The sequence below is a fragment of the Pararhodonellum marinum genome (assembly GCF_015354735.1).
GTDB lineage: Bacteria > Bacteroidota > Bacteroidia > Cytophagales > Cyclobacteriaceae > Pararhodonellum > Pararhodonellum marinum.
Window position 1 is genome coordinate 143,591 of sequence record NZ_JACEFJ010000006.1, and the last position, 17,456, is coordinate 161,046.

Genomic DNA, 17,456 nt, shown 5'->3' on the forward strand with positions numbered 1-17,456 from the left:
AAAAAACCCCGAGGCTTCGGGGTTCTTGTATTATACTGCGAGCTTTACAAAGTATTTGTTGAGCACTGGTTCATAAATTTTTGAAAAAGTCTTGTAACACCATTCTTTGAATTCCTGAATCTCAGCCGGAACCAGGAGATTCAACCCTTTGCGCAACTCTTTCTCGAAGAGCCTTCCGTCAAAACTAACTTTCATCAAGATGGTCTTAACATATTCTATCATGATTTAGGGTTTTTAAAGTTTAACAATAAATAACACGTTTTTTTAAAATACGAACTATCTTCACATTTGTTGCCTATAAAATATACTTGTTAATTTGCGTTTAATATTGTGAAGACGCTGTCATGGAAATAACGAAATATTATCTCATTTTATTATCATTTTTTTTCTTGCTTATTGCTCCCTGTTGCTTGGCACAGGAAGTTAGGGTAGAATTGGGTCCTAGTGAAGTGGCACTCAATGAGACGTTCTTTATAAAAGTAACGATTTCCAATGAGAAAGTAAAGTCCTACGATCAATTTCCTGAAATCCCCGGATTCCAAAAACAGGGCATCTCCCAGTCCTCCTCCATGAACCTCATCAATGGACAGATGAGCAGTTCAAACAGCATCATGCAGTATTACAAACCCATACGAAAAGGTCAATATACATTGGGTACTTTTACCATCAAAATCAACGGGGAGGATCATACTTCAGCCGGAAAAAACATCACCATTACGGATCCCGCTTCCGGTCAGTCCAGATCAAGAAGCCAGGATCCTTTTGATGACTTTTTTGGACGAGGTGAGGCTCCGGAATATATAGAGTTGGAAGATGAGGCGTTTTTTTCCATGTCGCTGGACAAAAATGAGGTATATGTGGGCGAAGGCTTCAATGTCTCACTCGCATTTTTCATGTCTGAAACCAATCAAGCCCCCTTCAACTTCCATGAACCGGGCAAGCAGCTGGAATCCATTCTCAAAAAAATCAAACCCAGCAATGTTTGGGAGGAAAATTTCAACATTTTCAACATCCAACCCGAAGCGGTGGAAATCAATGGAAAACGCTGGACCAAATTCAAGGTATATGAGGCTACATTTTATCCCTTCTCAGAGGGTGAAATAGAACTTCCGCAGATCGGATGGGAGATGATCAAATACCGTGTGGCCAAAAACCCGTCTTTCTTTGGAAGCAACCGACAGGAAGACTTTAAGACATTCTACTCTTCTTCAAAAACAGTAAAAGTGAAGCCACTCCCACCCCATCCGCTCAAAAACGAAGTGAGTGTGGGAGATTATCGGCTCAGGGAAAATTTCACCCAAAAGGAAGTGGGCACCGGAGAGGGTTTTACCTATAATTTTGGCATCACAGGAGAGGGAAACATCAACGCCATTGGAAAGCCGAGATTGATCCAAGGTCAAAAACTTAACACATACGATCCTAATGTGCGACAAGAAATCAACCGGGGAATGGGCAAGGTCAGGGGGATCAAAGAATTCAATTACTTCATGACTATCAATGAGCCAGGTGAACACCAGCTGGCCAAAAACCTGGAATTTATTTTCTTCAATCCGACACAGGAACGCTATGACACCCTGAGACCAATGGCAGTTGTACTTGCGGAGGGAGAGAGCAAACTTAACCAGTCGATTTCCTCTACTAGACTAGGGGGGATCTATGATTTGATAGAAGTAGAGGACAATAAGCTTTTAAACCCAAGATATAAGTATTATTTTTCGGCCTTTATTAATTTGCTGTTACTTGGTTCAGTGATTTTGCTGGTCATCTTGCTTGTGAAAAGAAAATAATGGGGAATACATTTGGGCGGGTTTTTAGGATAAGTACCTTCGGTGAATCTCACGGAAAAGGGCTGGGTGTCATCATTGATGGTTGTCCTGCGGGCCTTTCGATAGATGAAAATTTTATCAGAGAAGAACTCCAAAGGAGGAAACCTGGCCAATCCAAAATCACCACACAAAGAAAAGAGGAGGACGATTTTCAGATTCTTTCCGGGGTTTTTGAAGGGAAAAGCATGGGAACTCCCATTTCCATCATTATCCACAATACGGATCAGAAAAGCAAAGACTATTCCCACATCGCAGATAAATTCAGACCCTCCCATGCGGATTATACCTATTTTGAGAAATATGGGATCCGGGATTATCGGGGCGGCGGAAGAAGCAGTGCCAGGGAAACAGCCGCCAGAGTAGCGGCTGGAGCGGTTGCTAAAATGCTGCTGAAACATTTTGGCGTTTCCATCCATGCTTATGTCAGTCAGACCGGGGATATTGTTTTGGATAAGGCTTACGGTGAACTTGATTTAAGCCTAACAGAAAGCAACATTGTTCGTTGCCCCGATCCCAAGGTAGCTGAGGCAATGATTGATTATATCGATGATATCCGAAAGAGCAGAGACACCGTTGGCGGTGTGGTAAGCTGTGTGGCCAAGCAGGTCCCTCCCGGATTGGGAGAGCCTGTGTTTGATCGCCTGCATGCAGAATTGGGAAAAGCCATGTTGAGCATCAATGCGGTTAAAGGTTTTGAATACGGTAGCGGCTTTGAAGGAGTACGCATGCGAGGTTCCCAACACAACGATGCCTTTTATCAGGAGGGCGATACCGTCCGCACTCGGACCAACCATTCAGGAGGGATTCAGGGAGGGATTTCCAATGGAGAAGACATTTATTTCAGGGTAGCTTTTAAACCTGTGGCTACCATCATGCAAGACCAAGAGAGTGTCAATGAAGCTGGTGAAACTGTGGTGGTATCAGGAAAAGGTCGGCATGACCCCTGCGTTGTGCCTCGAGCTGTACCGATTGTGGAGGCCATGACGGCCCTTGTATTGGCAGACTATCTCTTGTTGAACAGATTGAGCAAACTATAAAAGCCTGACTAAATTCCCAGATATGTTGAAAAAAATACCCCTTCATACACAAATCATCATCGGCTTGGTATTGGGCCTGATCTTCGGACTGGTAGTAGTCAAGTTTGGTTTCTCTAAAGATTTCACCATCAACTTCATCAAGCCCGTAGGCACTATTTTTATCAATGCCCTAAAAATGATTGCCGTCCCCTTGGTGTTGGCTTCCTTGATTGTAGGGGTCTCTAATTTGGGCGATATTTCCAAGTTAAGCCGAATTGGGGGCAAAACCATCGCCACTTACATGATTACCACCATTATTGCCGTGTCCTTGGGTTTGGGCTTAGTCAACCTGTTCAAGCCGGGAAACAGCCTACCTGATGAAACACGGGAAAAATTGATGGCTCAGTTCGAAGGAGATGTAGGTACCAAAATGGGACAAGCGGCTGAGCTCAAGGAACAAGGCCCACTACAACCCTTGGTGGATATGGTCCCGCAAAATTTCTTTTTAGCTACTACAGACAATACCAGCATGCTTCAGGTGGTCTTTTTTGCCATCATTGCCGGTATTGGTTTATTGCAGATCCCCAAAGAAAAAGCCGCCCCAGTGATTGCTTTTTTTGATGGTTTCAATGACCTGATCATACAGATAGTCAATTACATCATGATGATTGCCCCCTATGGGGTTTTTGCTTTGATGGCTTCATTGATTGTGGAAATCACGGGAGATGACCCCGATTCTGCAGTTGACCTTTTGCTCGCGTTGCTAAAATACAGTTTGGTGGTTATTGGAGGCTTGTTGTTGATGATCATGGGGATCTATCCTGGTATTTTGAAATTGTTTACCAAAGTCCGATACATCGATTTTTTCAAAGCCATCCGGCCTGCCCAACTGTTGGCTTTCAGTACCAGTTCCAGTTCGGCAACGCTTCCGGTCACCATGAAACAGGTGGAGGAAGAATTGGGTGTATCGGAAGAGGTGAGCAGTTTTGTCCTTCCTCTTGGGGCTACCATCAATATGGATGGCACCAGCCTTTATCAGGGAGTGGCAGCCGTTTTTATCGCTCAGGCTTTGGGGATGGAATTGACTTTGACCCAACAGCTGATGATTGTCCTGACAGCCACCCTAGCCTCTATAGGCTCAGCGGGGGTACCGGGTGCAGGTCTGATCATGCTGATCATTGTTTTGGAATCCATCGGAGTACCTGCAGCAGGCATAGCCCTCATCATTGCACCGGATAGGATCCTGGACATGTTCAGAACGGTAGTCAATGTGACCGGAGATGCGACGGTATGTACCGTGGTGGCCAGCACGGAAGGAGAGTTACCCGATGGACTGATCAGACAATCCAATCCGCTTACCGCGACTGTGGCTGAATGATGAACTTGATATCGGAGGAAAAGCTGGAAGCTCAAAGGTGAAAGGTGAAAGTAGAGAGAACTGGATATCAGAGGAAAAGCTGAAAGCTCGAAGGTGAAAGCTGAAAGGTGAAAGTAGAGAGAACTGGATATCGGAGGAAAAGCTCAAAGCTCGAAGGTGAAAGCTGAAAGTAGAGAGAACCGGATATCAGAGGAAATGCTGAAAGCTCTAGCGTGAAAGGTGAAAGTAGAGAGAACAGAAAACTGGATATCAGAGGAAAAGCTGAAAGCTCGAAAGTGAAAGGTAAAAGTAGTGAGAACTGGATATCGGAGGAAAAGCTCAAAGCTCGAAGGTAAAAGCTGAAAGCAGAGAGAACCGGATATCAGAGGAAATGCTGAAAGCTCTAGCGTGAAAGGTGAAAGTAGAGAGAACAGAAAACTGGATATCAGAGGAAAAGCTGAAAGCTCGAAGGTGAAAGAAGAGAGAACAGAGAACTGGATATCGGAGGAAAAGCTCAAAGCTCGAAGGTAAAAGCTGAAAGCAGAGAGAACCGGATATCAGAGGAAATGCTGAAAGCTCTAGCGTGAAAGGTGAAAGTAGAGAGAACAGAAAACTGGATATCAGAGGAAAAGCTGAAAGCTCGAAGGTGAAAGAAGAGAGAACAGAGAACTGGATATCGGAGGAAAAGCTCAAAGCTCGAAGGTAAAAGCTGAAAGCAGAGAGAACCGGATATCAGAGGAAATGCTGAAAGCTCTAGCGTGAAAGGTGAAAGTAGAGAGAACAGAAAACTGGATATCCGAGGAAAAGCTGAAAGCTCGAAGGTGAAAGAAGAGAGAACAGAGAACTGGATATCAGAGAAACAGCTGGAAGCTCGAAGGTGAAAGCTGAAAGTAAATAGCAGCGGATATCAGAGAAAGGGAAACCAGGATATCTGTTTTAGTTAATCTCAAAAAACTACTTCAAAACCTGAAACAAATAGGAAATCGTCAATTCGGTATTGGTGAAATTCATGTCAAAGATCCGGTTCAGGTTTTCCTGCCTCCCAAATTCATAGGAATACCTCAGTTCAGCCTGAAGCGTGCTTTTCCCAAATAAGTTGGAAATGCCAACTCCAGCGGTCAATCCATACATCATATTTTTTGGAGCTACCTCCGGGGTCCCATATTCAGGCAATATAGGAGGAAATGTGCTTTCCCATTCCCGGCTGATGTCTGTGGCATTGGTCAAAAACCCAAAATGAGGTCCAAGTTTGATGTGAAACCTTCCTCTGTTTCCGAGGTAAAAATTAGATAAAATGGGAATTTTTAGGTATTCAAAACGGCTTTCATTTTGTCTCATCAGGGTGTCCCTTTCGACAAAGCCCAAGGTAATTTGCTGGAATTCCAATTGTATGCCGGCGTTCTTTGCCACAAAATGTTCTATGACCAAAGAGAAAGTGGGCTGGGTGACCGCACCCGTACGGGCAGATGGACTTCCTGGGCTGTGCCTGTAAGACAAAGAGGAATTGGTTACCCCTCCTTTTATTCCTATACTGGTCTGGGCTTGAAGATCCACCAGTAAGTTTAATCCCAATAAACAGGCAACCAAAAAGATCCTCATTTCAATCATGGCCCAAAAATAACGAAATGATTCATAAATTAAGTATGGCTTGTTTATTCAAAAAAAGACCTCAAATTCCTTGCCTCCAAAAGTGGAGAAAGGGGTTGTGAGCGAAGAGTCTTCGTATTTTCGAAGAGATGCCTGCCCGAAAGTCAGGCGGGCTTCGGCAGGCTCAGCATGACATCAAATCTAGCTCTGTCTTGTTAGTGTTTTTTCAATTACATTTTAGGGCTATAGTTCGGGGCTTCTCGGGTTACGCTTACATCATGCGGATGGGATTCCCGTACGCCCGCAGCAGTGATTTTGACAAATTTGCCATTGTTTTTCAGGTCTTCGATGGTTTTGGTCCCACAATAACCCATTCCCGCCTGAAGTCCCCCTACCAATTGGTACAAGACCTCAGAAACCAGACCCTTGAATGGAACCCGACCTACGATGCCTTCAGGTACCAGTTTTTTGATGTTGTCTTCAGCATCCTGGAAGTACCGGTCTTTCGAACCAGATTCCATGGCTTCCAATGAACCCATGCCTCGGTATGATTTGAATTTTCGGCTTTCAAAGATGATGATCTCTCCCGGGGCCTCTTCAGTACCGGCCAATAGAGACCCAATCATAATGGAGCTTGCTCCCCCAGCGATGGCTTTTACCACATCACCGGAATACCTTACTCCACCGTCAGCAATGACAGGAACATTTCTTCCTTTCAGGGCATTGGCACATTCAAATACAGCCGAAAGCTGCGGTACCCCTACCCCTGCAATGACCCGGGTGGTACAGATACTTCCCGGACCTACACCCACTTTAACCGCATCTGCACCTGCATCTGCCAGAGCAATGGCTGCTTCTGGGGTGGCTATGTTTCCTACGATGACATCCAAGTCGGGAAAAGCCGCTTTGATTTTTTTACAGGTTTCGATCACTCCTTTGGAATGGCCATGAGCCGTATCGATGGACACCACATCCACGCCAGCTTGCTTTAGGGCTTCGACCCGCTCCACAATATCCGGAGTCACTCCGACCGCTGCCCCAACGCGTAATCTACCGAATTCATCCTTACAGGCGTGTGGTTTGTCTTTCCTCTTCAGGATATCCTTGTAGGTGATCAGACCAGTCAACTTATAATTGTCATCCACGATGGGAAGTTTTTCAATTTTGTATTCCTGTAGGATCTCCTCTGCCTGTTCCAAGGTGATTCCGGCCTTGGCTGTGATGAGGTTCTCCACCGTCATAATTTCTTTGATATCCCGATTGGGATCTTTGATAAACCTCAAGTCTCTGTTGGTGATGATGCCTTTCAGGGTCCGGTCCTCATCCACCACAGGGATTCCCCCTATGTGGTATTCACTCATGATATGTTCTGCATCCCTCACTTTTGCATCAACATGCAAGGTGATGGGATCCAGAATCATCCCGCTTTGAGACCGCTTTACCTTTCGGACTTGCGCAGCCTGTTTTTCGATGGACATGTTCTTGTGAATAAAACCAAGACCTCCCTCCAATGCCACAGCAATGGCCAATTCGGCCTCAGTCACCGTATCCATGGCGGCGGACACCAAAGGGATGTTGAGGCGGATATTCTTGGTAAGAAAGGTGGTGGTGTCGGTCTCTCTCGGTAAAACTTCGGAATATCCGGGGACCAATAGCACATCATCGTAGGTGAGCGCTTCGAAAAGAAATTTATCAGTATTGAGATTCATAGCAAATCAGGTTAGGTGACCCTATTTGCCCGTCAAAGATACAAACATTTTCATATGCTAATCAAATCCCAAAGAAAATAAATTACTTACAAGGCATTGTCGAGAAGAAAAAAAGGAATTTTATTTGGGTGAGCGGCTTAATGGAAGTTTGGTTTGTTTCAAGGAAATGGAAACAAATCGATATGGAAGGCTTAATTTCAACATGAAATTTACCATGACAATGAGTCTAAAGTTGCTTAGTAACCTTGCTCTGACTCTTTCAAATCCCCCAATCGTAAAAAGCCCTCCCTGCCAAGGCATTCCATAGCATGGCAAAAGAAAACAGAAAATAAAGACTCCCAAAAATCCATACGGGCAAGGTTTTATGTCTGAAAAAAAACCACCCGACCAAAGGCAATACCTGCAAAGCATGCAATCCGAGGAAATGGGCCACCCTCAGATCGCCATAGGCTTTGGCCCAGTTGAGAAAAAATATGCCTTCTACACCATCTTTGGCACCGACGGTATGACCTAGGTTGGAGGTCATGAAAAAACCTTCAAAACTTGCCAAAATAAAAATCAACATCCCAAGCCTGATGGCCAGGTGATAGCCTTTGGGCAGATTGTCTACTTTGGCATAGAGCATAAAAGCCCAAAAAACCAATAAGGTATTAAGAACAATGGCAATACCCATGATCTGAAACAATATCATGTCCTGAAAAGTGGAGACATTATAGTGAGAACCTACTCCGCGGGCAGCTTGCCTGATGATGATGGCCATTTCTACAAAAAATATGAAAACGATGCCCCAACTTATTGTCCCTATTTTTCTTTTCTGAGGCAAATGCCAAAGCAACCAAGCCATGGTCCATGCAAAAATCCACAATGAAATGAGGAATTTCATAGGTTTGATCCAGATATTGATCCCGGCAAAAGTGCGTTCTTCCGAGAAAGACAAAATCAATAGAACAAAAAAGGTCAACAGACTCAAACTTCCAAACCAAGCCAATAAGGTGTTTCGCCTGAAAAGCTCAGATAAAAAATTTAATGGGTGTAAGGTGGTTGCCATACCTGTTTTTGTTTGATAGATCGGATGATGAAATACAATAGAAAACCTACCGGACCCAGCATAAAAGTGAAGATCAAACAAGGCAACAAAATCCACCTCGACAGTTTGAGTTTAAGGCTATCTGATGCCATCCACATGCCCACAAACAGATCAAAAGCCAAATAATGAATCCATCCGGCAAGCAAGGCCTCTTTTTTCCCAAATAGCAAAGCCACTTCCGCTAAGCTGGAAAAGCCTCCTTCTGCATCACCTGTCATGCCGGGAATGATATAATACAGGTAAAAGAGGGACAAGATGATGAGGACCACAGAAAAAAGCAACGGATAAACCCAGCCTTTGTGATAAAAGACAAACAACACAAGCCAACTCACAAGGGCAATGTTGCTACAAACGGTAAAGACCAGTTCAGGATTCATAACAAGCAAAAGATCATGGAATTAAAATTAAAGATATTCCAATTCCTTTAAAAAAAAGCGGTTATTTTTTTTGTATTCGGGCGATATAGAACCCGTCAAAGCCACTTTCATGCGCCAAAACCTTCTGATCACCCAGCAATTCAAACCCCTGTCCTTTTTCACTCTCCATGAATTCTGCGATTTGCATCTCATTTTCAGTGGGTAAAATGCTACAGGTGGCATAAACCAACAAGCCGCCCGGTTTTAACATATCCACATAGCTGTGTAAAATTTCCTTTTGAAGCACCCTTACCTCGTCAATCGACTCAGGGCTGAGTTTCCATTTGGTATCCGGATTCCTCCTTAGGACGCCGAGTCCCGAACAAGGAACATCGAGCAGTAGGCGATCAGCAGATTCTTTCAATCGCTTGGTGGTTTTGGATCCTTCTATCAGCTTGGGTTCAATGATGCTAATTCCGTTTCTTCGGGATCTTAGCTTGGTGTTTTTCAATTTCCAATCCTCTACATCCATGGAAAGCACACGTCCTTTGTTTTCCATCAAGGTCGCAATGTGTAGGGATTTACCGCCTGCTCCTGCACAGGCGTCGATCACCCGCATCCCTGGTTCTACTTCTAGGGCCACGGCTACTTTTTGTGAAGAGGCATCCTGAACTTCAAAAAGCCCCTCTTTGAATGCCTGTGTTCTAAAAACATTCTGTCTTGTTTCCAAAACCAAAGCAGATGGGTATCCATTGGGTGCATAAGTTTCGACTCCCTCTGAGGCCAACTGATTTCTAAGGGCCTCTCGGGTAGTTTTCAAGGTATTGACGCGTAAAACCACTTGTGCCTGTTCATTCAGGGCGTTGATCTCTGCATCCCATTTTTCTCCAAGAAGCTTTTCTCCCATTTGATCCATCCAATCAGGAATGGATTGTAAAATGGCCCTGCTTTGAATGGCCTCATAGTTGCTTTTGACTCTATCTGCGTGGATCCGGTTAAACTCTTCCCAAGTAGGCAGGGCATTCCCCTGCAGCAACCAATAGGTGCCAAACAAGTGATAAGGATCAGTAGACAGGCTTACTTCATTGATCAGTCGCCACCATCTGACCATTTCATAAATACTCTCCGCTACAAAATTGCGGTCTCTAGCCCCCCATTTTTTATTGGATTTTAGGGTTCTTTCAATCACCTTGTCTGCGTATTTGCCCTGATTGAAAATCTCATCGAGGGCATTGATTACCCCTTCGACTGTATTGGAATAAAGCTTCATGGTTTAGATTTAGGGTACAAAGATAGTTAAATTTGGCCATTGGCCCGCCAGCACTTCCTGTCCATGGTTAAGATAATTTTAATATAAAATTGATTTTTGCCAATAATGATCCACCCAAAGACCCGTCAAAATATTTGATACTTGAATTATAAAGCCATATTTTTGGAAGATGGGAGAAAAAAAATGTCCTCATTGTGGAGAATGGTCGAGTTGGAACCTCAACAGCAGGGATACCTGTGACCATTGTGGTAAGACCTTGGGTGTAAAAGACCTGAAGTATGAGGAACAACGTGCCTCCGATAAAAAAGTAAATGAGGAAAACTGGATCTTTTACATCAAAGAAGATGACAATGAATTTGTCAAGCTCCTCAAAAAAATCGGTAATGTATTTTATGTGATTTACATGAGTATTGTGACTTTTCTGGCCTGGCTCGTGGCGGCATTACCGGGATAATGTCGGTCCTTAAAAATCCTTTCTTTTTTATCCCCTGTCTCCTTTTTTGGATCAATCAGTACTTGGAAAAAATCCAAGGCCTCTTTATCCCCTATGTCCATGCCTACTTGGATGATCTCTTGGCTATGCCGGTAATCTTGGGCATCACCCTTCAGGTTTTCAGGTGGATCCATCCCCAAAAATCCCTATTTGTGTTCACCAAAACCCAGGTTATTGTAGGAGTAATTTACATTTCTTTGATCTTTGAGGTTTTCCTTCCCTACCTTTCTGACCGATATACGAGAGATTTATGGGATGTGCTTTGCTATTTTATTGGGGCTGGCCTTTTCTATAGATTCATCAATATACCAAGCAAAACTATAGCTTACTCAAAAAATAAATCAGTTTCCTAACAGCCATTCCGCGATGACTGATTTCGTTTTTTTCCTGCATGCTTAGCTCGGCAAAAGTTTTATCCATTCCATTGGGTTTGAAGATAGGATCATAACCAAAACCACCCTCTCCTGATCTTTCGGTAGTAATTTCCCCTTCTGCAATGCCTTCAAATGAATAATGATTGCTTCCTAAAATAAGTGAAAAAACCGTTTTGAATCTTGCTTTCCGCTCAGTGAGCCCATCCAGTTTTTTCAGTAGCAAATCCATGTTACGCTGATCACTTCTGGGTTCACCGGCAAACCTCCCAGAATAGACTCCCGGTGCGCCTCCCAATGCATACACTTCAAGACCTGTATCATCCGCAAAGCAATCAATGCCGTATTTATCTTTTACATATTGGGCTTTCTCCAGAGCGTTGGCTTCAAGGGTAGCGCCAGTCTCGGGTAGTTCTTCCGTACAGCCTATATCCGCTAAGGACAAAATGGTCAGTGAGCTTCCCAATTCGGCAACTACTTCTTCTATCTTTTTTTTGTTATTGGTGGCAAAACAAATTTTCATAATTTAAAATTAAGTTAATTTGGGCTTTTCTGATAGTAATCTTAAAGAAAACCCATCAAAAACCATAACAAACCTTCATCTGTTTTTTTCCTGGAAGGGTCTTCATTAGGAAAAAATGGGATATATTTAATCCATTAAAAGAAAATTTAAGTATGAAAAAAATCACGGTGTACTGTGGGTCAAATACGGGAAAAGACATCGCTTACAAAGAAGGGACCATCCAATTGGCCCAGGAAATGATCAAGAGAGATCTTGATCTGGTTTTTGGAGCAGGCCGGGTAGGTTTAATGGGTATTCTGGCGGATGAAATGATTCATGCGGGAAAAAATGTCTTTGGCATCATTCCCCAAAAACTGGTGGACATAGAAGTGGCACATCAGGGCTGCACCGAATTGACCATAGTAGAAACCATGCGCGACCGAAAGTGGCTGATGGCTGAAAAAGGGGATGGTTTTATCGCCATGGCCGGTGGAATCGGCACCTTGGAGGAGCTTTTTGAAATCATGACCCTCAACCAACTCGGCTACATCCAAAAACCCCTGGCCCTATACAACATCCACGGGTATTACGATAAGTTATTGGATTTTCTGCGGCATGCCACTAAAGCCGGTTTTCTGCATCAGGCCCAAGTGGATCTACTGATCGTCTCTGATGACCCCGTGGAATTGTTGGACCGAATGAAGGCATTTGAACCTAGATACATTGAAAAATGGGAGGTGAAATGATTTCTTTTCCGCCAGAAAAATATTAGCGAAAAAGCAATTCATCCAACCTTGACATCAACTTTTCCAAGTACTGCTGGTCTATTTCATCAAAATCATTGAGTTGATCGCTGTCCACATCCAGAACACACCAAACGGTGTCCTCCTGAAAACCTGGAACCACTATTTCAGACTTTGAAGCAGAACTGCAGGCAATATGGCCGGGAAAAGCATCCACATCCGGCACCAATTGTGTTTTTCTTTCTTTCCAAGCTGTTCCGCAAACGCCTTTGCCCATGGAAATTCGGGTGCAGGCAATAGGCCCTTGGAATGGACCGAGAACCAGTTGATTTTCTTTTACCAAGTAAAAACCTACCCAAAAAAACCCGAAAGCTTCCTTAAGCACCGCAGCCACATTGGCCAGATTAGCCGTAAGGTCAGGTTCACCCTGAACCAATGCTTCTATCTGAGGCAAAATAGCTTCATATTTATCGGATTTTAGCCCACTTTCAGGAAAATACAGAGATTCAGACATGATGGATTTTTGATCAATTGAGCTTATTTGGTTTTTCTATAGAGAGTAAGGAGCCGGTCACCTGAAACTTTGGATTCATTGGCCCTCTGAAGGTCCAACTTGGGGGCAACAATACCTTTGTCGAAATTAACCTGACCAATAAACACCCTGGCTTCATCCCAAAGTTCGGCTTCGATGAATTTTTGTAAAAGAAAAGCGCCCCCTTCCACCATGATGCTTTGGATTTTTCTTTGATGCAAATCATTCAACAGGTCTTTTATAGAAAAATCCTGCGCAAGTTTGACAAATTCCAGATTGGGAAGACTTTCATTCTTGAACAGATTATAGCAAATCGTGGCTTGGTTTCCATCAAAAAGAGACAGGTCAGGATCCAGTTCAAGCCGCGTATCTATCACGACCCGAACTGGATTTCGTCCATCCCAATCCCGGACCGTCAAGGAAGGATTGTCATGTTTGGCCGTTCGGGTTCCTACCAAGATGGCATCCTCCTCGGCCCGCCATTTGTGAACCAGTTGCCTGCTGTGGGTATTGGAAATCCACTTGGAATCATAATTTTCCTTCGCTACAAAACCATCCCTGGTTTGGGCCCACTTTAACAAAACATATGGCCTATTTTCTTGCATGAAAGTAAAAAAGCGTCTGTTTTGATGCCGTGCTTTGGCTTCCATGACTCCCACCGTAACTTCTATCCCATTAGCTTGAAGCATCTCTATTCCTCTGCCGGCCACGAGCGGGTTGGGGTCGAGGGTCGCAATGACCACTCTTTTGATTCTCCTTTCTACCAAGAGAGGCGCGCAAGGGGGTGTTTTCCCAAAATGGGAACAAGGCTCTAAGGTGACATACAAGGTAGATTCTGATAAGAGCGATGGTTCGCTGACATTACCTATGGCATTGGGTTCTGCATGTGGTCCCCCATACTTTTCATGGAAACCCTCTCCGATGATCTTATCTTGGTGAACAATCACGCATCCAACCAGCGGATTGGGGCTGACCATGCCTCTGCCCCACTCGGCGAGTTCAAGGGCCCTCAACATGTATAAATGGTCTCTATCTAAGTTGATCCCTGTCATCAGCCTTCGTCGGGGTCATCTTCATCTTCCTCTTCTTCCTCTTCACCGTCTTCTTCTCCTTCATCACCATTGCCATCATTTTCTCCTAGAGCTCTCAGAACAAAGGGCTCTACCTCAGTTGTGAAGTTTTCCGAAACGGGGACTGTGAAAAGCGTATCCAGAAAAGTAGGCAGCGGCTCAAAAAACAAGGAGTAATCCCCCTCTTTTAAGCCCATAAAAAGGAAGTCGCCGTTAGTGGCATTGATGGAGGTGCTGATGGTGTCCTGTCCCTGAATGGCATAAATGATGGGAATGGCTGTAACCGGGGTCACTCTCCCACTGATTTCACCCGTATTACCCCGAAAAAACACCCTGATTTGAGGGTTCAATTCGAAGCGATTGTCCTGAAATCTCTGGATAGACCGTTGAATGTCAAAATCAATAAAAATATCATAAGAAATCCCGGGATCCAATACCAAATCAGTTTCCACCCTTATCTCGTTTGTGGCAGAATTGCTTAAAGTGAGCGGTACCCTTACTCCTCCAACCTCTACAAAATGGGCATCACCAAGTCGGAGGGTGACGCTGGAAAGCAAACCTACTCCTACCTCTCCCCTACCAATCAACACCCTACTTCCAGCCACCAAGACAGATACTTCAATTTCTTTATTGGAAGAAGAATAGGGAAAAAACACAGAATTGGCATTGTCCTGCCCTCTCGTTCCCGCAGGCTGACATTCTACACCCAAAACCTCGATAAAAACCCTATCAAAGTCCCCTGGGGCATCTATCAACAAAAAACTCACAAGCGCATTTGTCCTTTCGGTTTCGTCATTAAAACAGGAAACCAAAGGCAAAAGGCCCAATAATACGATAGAAATGGAAAGGATTTTCTTCAAAACTTTAATTCTAAATTGCATTCAAAAATATCAACAATTAATCCATTAGACAACGTGGTGGGACAATAAAAGATTTATGACATGCTCTTTCCTATAAATTTTGTACGCTAAAGAGCAAAGAGAGATTGTTGATTTGGTACTTTAAACGCTAATATTCATAAGCTTTTCTAGGAGTCCAATAAAAAAACCTTTGCGCCTCTGCGCCTTTGCGTGAAAAACGTCTTTTGCGGGAATAAAAGGATTGCACGCCAAGGCGCAAAGAGGAATTGTTTATTTGGTTATTCAAACATGTGTTATTTTTTGTAAAGCTTTTATAATGGTCCATTAAAAACCCTTTGCGTTTATGCTTAAAAAAAACAAAAATCACTCGCGCCTTTCGTGAAAAAAAACGACGGTCACTTTTTTTGTACCGCTTCCCAATGTCCCTCCTGCATGCTCCAATGTTGAAACAAGGAAATGCCAGCACCTCCGGCATTTCGGGAGATTTCAATGGCATGATTCAGTTCCTCAGGTGTAAGTTCCGGAACAAACAAGCCTGCATAGACGGGCTTTGCTTTACTCAATGCTGCAATTTCTACCTTTAGAGAATTTCCAACCCATTGGATATCCTGATTGTAAAAATTATGGTAAAGCATCGGCAAAAATGCATCCAATTCCCACTTGCTCCACTCTTGCCTTACACTTTCCCAATTTGGGAAAACGGCCGCCGTAGCTTGTTTTTGTCGACTTTTGATTTCAGGAGCAAAAGTGTCGTTGACCAAATCAGTGATCAGATCCTGCCTGAATTGCTTCCATTCCTGATTGGCAGTGGGATCTTCAAGATCTTTCAAGGGATCGATTCCTCTGATGGCTTTGAATTTCTCCCTTGTCAGCTCATGATAGCAATAATCATACTCCGGATACTCTTTATCCTGAACGATGTTGTACTTGGGCTGAAGGGCTTCGGCTAGGATCACATCCGGTAATCTGATGTAGTCCAAATGCACCCCGGTAAGCCCTTCTTTTTCCGCGAGAGATTGAACTGTTCCTCTTACAAACTCCATGGCTTCCGGATGGGCCGGACACAAAAATTTGTAATAATCCACATAGGCGGGATGGCTATGGGATGGTTGTCCCAATCCATTGACCGCAAACCAGTCAGGGTGTTTTTCTGCTATTTCCGGGATATTGCAGGGCATAGAAAACATCCAGGCATGGACTTCTAGGCCTATATTTTGGCCATGCTCGATCAAAATTTCAAGAATGGGTTCACCCATGGGCAAGCGATCCGTCTCAAAGCTGGCTTTTCTTCCGTTATAGGATTCAAAAAGCACCGCATCCAGACCATGGGCTTTTATCCTATCCAACTCTCTTTTCCAATTATCTTTGCTTAGCCCATTTTTGGGAGTCATCCAGATCCAGTTTTTAGTGCCGTGATCTGCATTTGCATTTTGACAGGCTGACCACATCCAGGGACTTGTAAGTGCAAGGCTACCCAATCCCAAATTTCTGATAAAGGTTCTTTTCTTCATGGTTAAATTTATTGTTTCCAAATCCGACTATCTTCTGTAATGTGCCAAATCTGACCCGAATTATTGGATGGGGCAGATATTTTGAAGCGGGTTTTACTTACCTCAAATTCCGGTTTAATGCGAAGAGGCTGGTTCGGCATGGGTAAATCATTCAATTGAAAGGCGAAATGCCCATGTTCCTTGGCATAAGCATGCTGAAGGTGGTAAAGTACCCTTAGCTCGTCTTTGATGTATTCATCTGGATGGGGCTGAAAAACAACAGTTTGACTTCCCACAGGAGCATCCACAAATTGAACAAAACCCCAGTTTTCCGGCACGTGCATGTTGATCAATCCTTGTGGAGACCACACCCAGTTGTGTTCGGGAAGCGGTTTTCCTGTTTCACTGTCTCTAACCTTTTGGTAATCCCCGTCCACCATTTTTACTTCCCAATGCACTCTTGAAAAATTAATCCTCCATTGTTCCCCATCTTTGGGGGTTGAAAAGTTCGGGCCTTGTTGGGACAGGGCTTTCCAGGGAATAGCCAGTTCCACGCTCCAATAGGCATCTTTATCAGTGGGATCATTCAATGTGCCCTCCAAATGGATCCCCTTCTTCAACCCTTTGATGTCCCAACCATTGATGGCCTTTCCCCCATTTCGGTAAGGTTTGCTCATCAATAAATCCCAAACTGCTCCCAATGCGTTGATCTCCAATTCGTAATAGAAATGGGTGTCCCCATCTGGATCTATAAACACTTCTATGTCAGGGTCGTAGTAAATTACCTGCTCATCTTCTTCAATTTTGGCCCATAGGTGGGGTTCTTCCATCCATATTCCCAGATAAAGGTAATCAGCATCCCAGAGCATTTTCATCCTTGTTGCATAGGCAGGAGCAGGATTATGCTGCCCTTCTATGTCTACAAAATCCACAGACCAGTTGGCTAATTGCCAATCGCTTTCTTCCAGCTTTCCATCCATGATCAAACCCTTGTCTGACCTGTAGGCCACATAATTTTGCCGGTCAGAGGCCTGTTGGGCCCAAGAAAGGGAATGAAGCAAGCATGCTAAAACAAAAATCCAAACTTTCATTTACTAATTTTTACAATAATTGATTAATCTTAATCAATATATTTAAAAAAGTTGAAAGAACTAAAAGTGGGATGGTGAATTACATCAAAGGTGAAT

The 17,456-nt window shown here is 43.8% G+C and carries 18 protein-coding genes; 6 read left to right on the forward strand and 12 right to left on the reverse strand.

The window, feature by feature from the left end; translation table 11 throughout:
* Window positions 1-30: 30 nt before the first annotated feature.
* Entirely contained in the window at window positions 31-222 is a 192-nt protein-coding gene (locus H1A14_RS13020; RefSeq protein WP_194776703.1) for a hypothetical protein, read from the reverse strand.
* A gap of 122 nt (window positions 223-344) precedes the next feature.
* On the opposite strand from H1A14_RS13020, the gene H1A14_RS13025 reads away from it, so the two are divergent.
* The 3 genes from H1A14_RS13025 to H1A14_RS13035 are packed head-to-tail and all read left to right on the forward strand — an operon-like array spanning window position 345 to window position 4,220.
* Window positions 345-1,787, forward strand: coding sequence for a BatD family protein (locus H1A14_RS13025; RefSeq protein ID WP_194776704.1), 1,443 nt, complete (start codon window positions 345-347; stop codon window positions 1,785-1,787).
* Entirely contained in the window at window positions 1,787-2,863 is a 1,077-nt protein-coding gene (gene aroC / locus H1A14_RS13030) for a chorismate synthase (protein WP_194776705.1), read from the forward strand. Before H1A14_RS13025 ends, aroC begins: the two co-directional genes overlap by 1 nt.
* 22 nt (window positions 2,864-2,885) lie before the next feature.
* Window positions 2,886-4,220 carry a dicarboxylate/amino acid:cation symporter gene (locus H1A14_RS13035; protein ID WP_194776706.1) on the forward strand — a complete coding sequence of 445 codons (1,335 nt, stop codon included), beginning with the start codon at window positions 2,886-2,888 and terminating at the stop codon, window positions 4,218-4,220.
* A gap of 933 nt (window positions 4,221-5,153) precedes the next feature.
* Here H1A14_RS13035 and H1A14_RS13040 read toward each other — a convergent pair.
* From H1A14_RS13040 to H1A14_RS13060, 5 genes are all read right to left on the reverse strand, one after another.
* Window positions 5,154-5,798 carry an outer membrane beta-barrel protein gene (locus H1A14_RS13040; protein WP_194776804.1) on the reverse strand — a complete coding sequence of 215 codons (645 nt, stop codon included), beginning with the start codon at window positions 5,796-5,798 and terminating at the stop codon, window positions 5,154-5,156.
* A gap of 218 nt (window positions 5,799-6,016) precedes the next feature.
* Complete coding sequence (gene guaB / locus H1A14_RS13045) at window positions 6,017-7,495, reverse strand: IMP dehydrogenase (protein WP_194776707.1); 1,479 nt, start codon at window positions 7,493-7,495, stop codon at window positions 6,017-6,019.
* 259 nt (window positions 7,496-7,754) lie between these two features.
* Window positions 7,755-8,543: a hypothetical protein gene (locus H1A14_RS13050; RefSeq protein ID WP_194776708.1), complete on the reverse strand. Its 789-nt coding sequence runs from the start codon at window positions 8,541-8,543 to the stop codon at window positions 7,755-7,757.
* A complete protein-coding gene (locus tag H1A14_RS13055; protein WP_194776709.1) occupies window positions 8,519-8,959 on the reverse strand; it encodes an ABA4-like family protein in 441 nt (146 codons plus the stop codon). Before H1A14_RS13055 ends, H1A14_RS13050 begins: the two co-directional genes overlap by 25 nt.
* Window positions 8,960-9,020: 61 nt before the next feature.
* Complete coding sequence (locus H1A14_RS13060) at window positions 9,021-10,208, reverse strand: RsmB/NOP family class I SAM-dependent RNA methyltransferase (protein WP_194776710.1); 1,188 nt, start codon at window positions 10,206-10,208, stop codon at window positions 9,021-9,023.
* A 169-nt stretch (window positions 10,209-10,377) separates the two neighbouring features.
* Here H1A14_RS13060 and H1A14_RS13065 point away from each other — a divergent pair, with 169 nt between their 5' ends.
* Both H1A14_RS13065 and H1A14_RS13070 read left to right on the forward strand, forming a co-directional pair.
* Window positions 10,378-10,662 carry a hypothetical protein gene (locus H1A14_RS13065; protein ID WP_194776711.1) on the forward strand — a complete coding sequence of 95 codons (285 nt, stop codon included), beginning with the start codon at window positions 10,378-10,380 and terminating at the stop codon, window positions 10,660-10,662.
* Window positions 10,663-10,724: 62 nt separating this feature from the next.
* On the forward strand, window positions 10,725-11,054 hold the full coding sequence (locus tag H1A14_RS13070) for a magnesium citrate secondary transporter (protein WP_228527768.1): 330 nt from the start codon (window positions 10,725-10,727) through the stop codon (window positions 11,052-11,054).
* On the opposite strand, the gene H1A14_RS13075 is transcribed toward H1A14_RS13070, so the two are convergent.
* Window positions 11,020-11,595, reverse strand: coding sequence for a non-canonical purine NTP diphosphatase (locus H1A14_RS13075; RefSeq protein WP_194776713.1), 576 nt, complete (start codon window positions 11,593-11,595; stop codon window positions 11,020-11,022). The two genes, H1A14_RS13070 and H1A14_RS13075, sit on opposite strands and share 35 nt — an antisense overlap.
* A 152-nt stretch (window positions 11,596-11,747) precedes the next feature.
* On the opposite strand from H1A14_RS13075, the gene H1A14_RS13080 reads away from it, so the two are divergent.
* The gene (locus H1A14_RS13080) at window positions 11,748-12,320 is read left to right on the forward strand and encodes an LOG family protein (protein WP_194776714.1); all 573 of its coding nucleotides are present in this window, start codon (window positions 11,748-11,750) and stop codon (window positions 12,318-12,320) included.
* 22 nt (window positions 12,321-12,342) lie between these two features.
* Here the strand turns inward: H1A14_RS13080 and H1A14_RS13085 are convergent, their stop codons facing one another.
* The 5 genes from H1A14_RS13085 to H1A14_RS13105 all read right to left on the reverse strand — a co-directional run bounded on the left by H1A14_RS13085 (window position 12,343) and on the right by H1A14_RS13105 (window position 17,360).
* Window positions 12,343-12,831 carry a GAF domain-containing protein gene (locus H1A14_RS13085; protein ID WP_194776715.1) on the reverse strand — a complete coding sequence of 163 codons (489 nt, stop codon included), beginning with the start codon at window positions 12,829-12,831 and terminating at the stop codon, window positions 12,343-12,345.
* Window positions 12,832-12,854: 23 nt separating this feature from the next.
* Window positions 12,855-13,901, reverse strand: a complete 1,047-nt coding sequence (gene ribD, locus H1A14_RS13090; RefSeq protein ID WP_228527769.1) for a bifunctional diaminohydroxyphosphoribosylaminopyrimidine deaminase/5-amino-6-(5-phosphoribosylamino)uracil reductase RibD — start codon at window positions 13,899-13,901, stop codon at window positions 12,855-12,857.
* Window positions 13,901-14,800 carry a DUF4382 domain-containing protein gene (locus H1A14_RS13095; RefSeq protein WP_194776716.1) on the reverse strand — a complete coding sequence of 300 codons (900 nt, stop codon included), beginning with the start codon at window positions 14,798-14,800 and terminating at the stop codon, window positions 13,901-13,903. The genes ribD and H1A14_RS13095 overlap by 1 nt, the downstream gene beginning before the upstream one ends.
* Window positions 14,801-15,174: 374 nt before the next feature.
* Complete coding sequence (locus tag H1A14_RS13100) at window positions 15,175-16,290, reverse strand: family 10 glycosylhydrolase (protein ID WP_194776717.1); 1,116 nt, start codon at window positions 16,288-16,290, stop codon at window positions 15,175-15,177.
* 8 nt (window positions 16,291-16,298) lie between these two features.
* Window positions 16,299-17,360: a carbohydrate-binding family 9-like protein gene (locus H1A14_RS13105; RefSeq protein ID WP_194776718.1), complete on the reverse strand. Its 1,062-nt coding sequence runs from the start codon at window positions 17,358-17,360 to the stop codon at window positions 16,299-16,301.
* Window positions 17,361-17,456 lie beyond the last annotated feature (96 nt).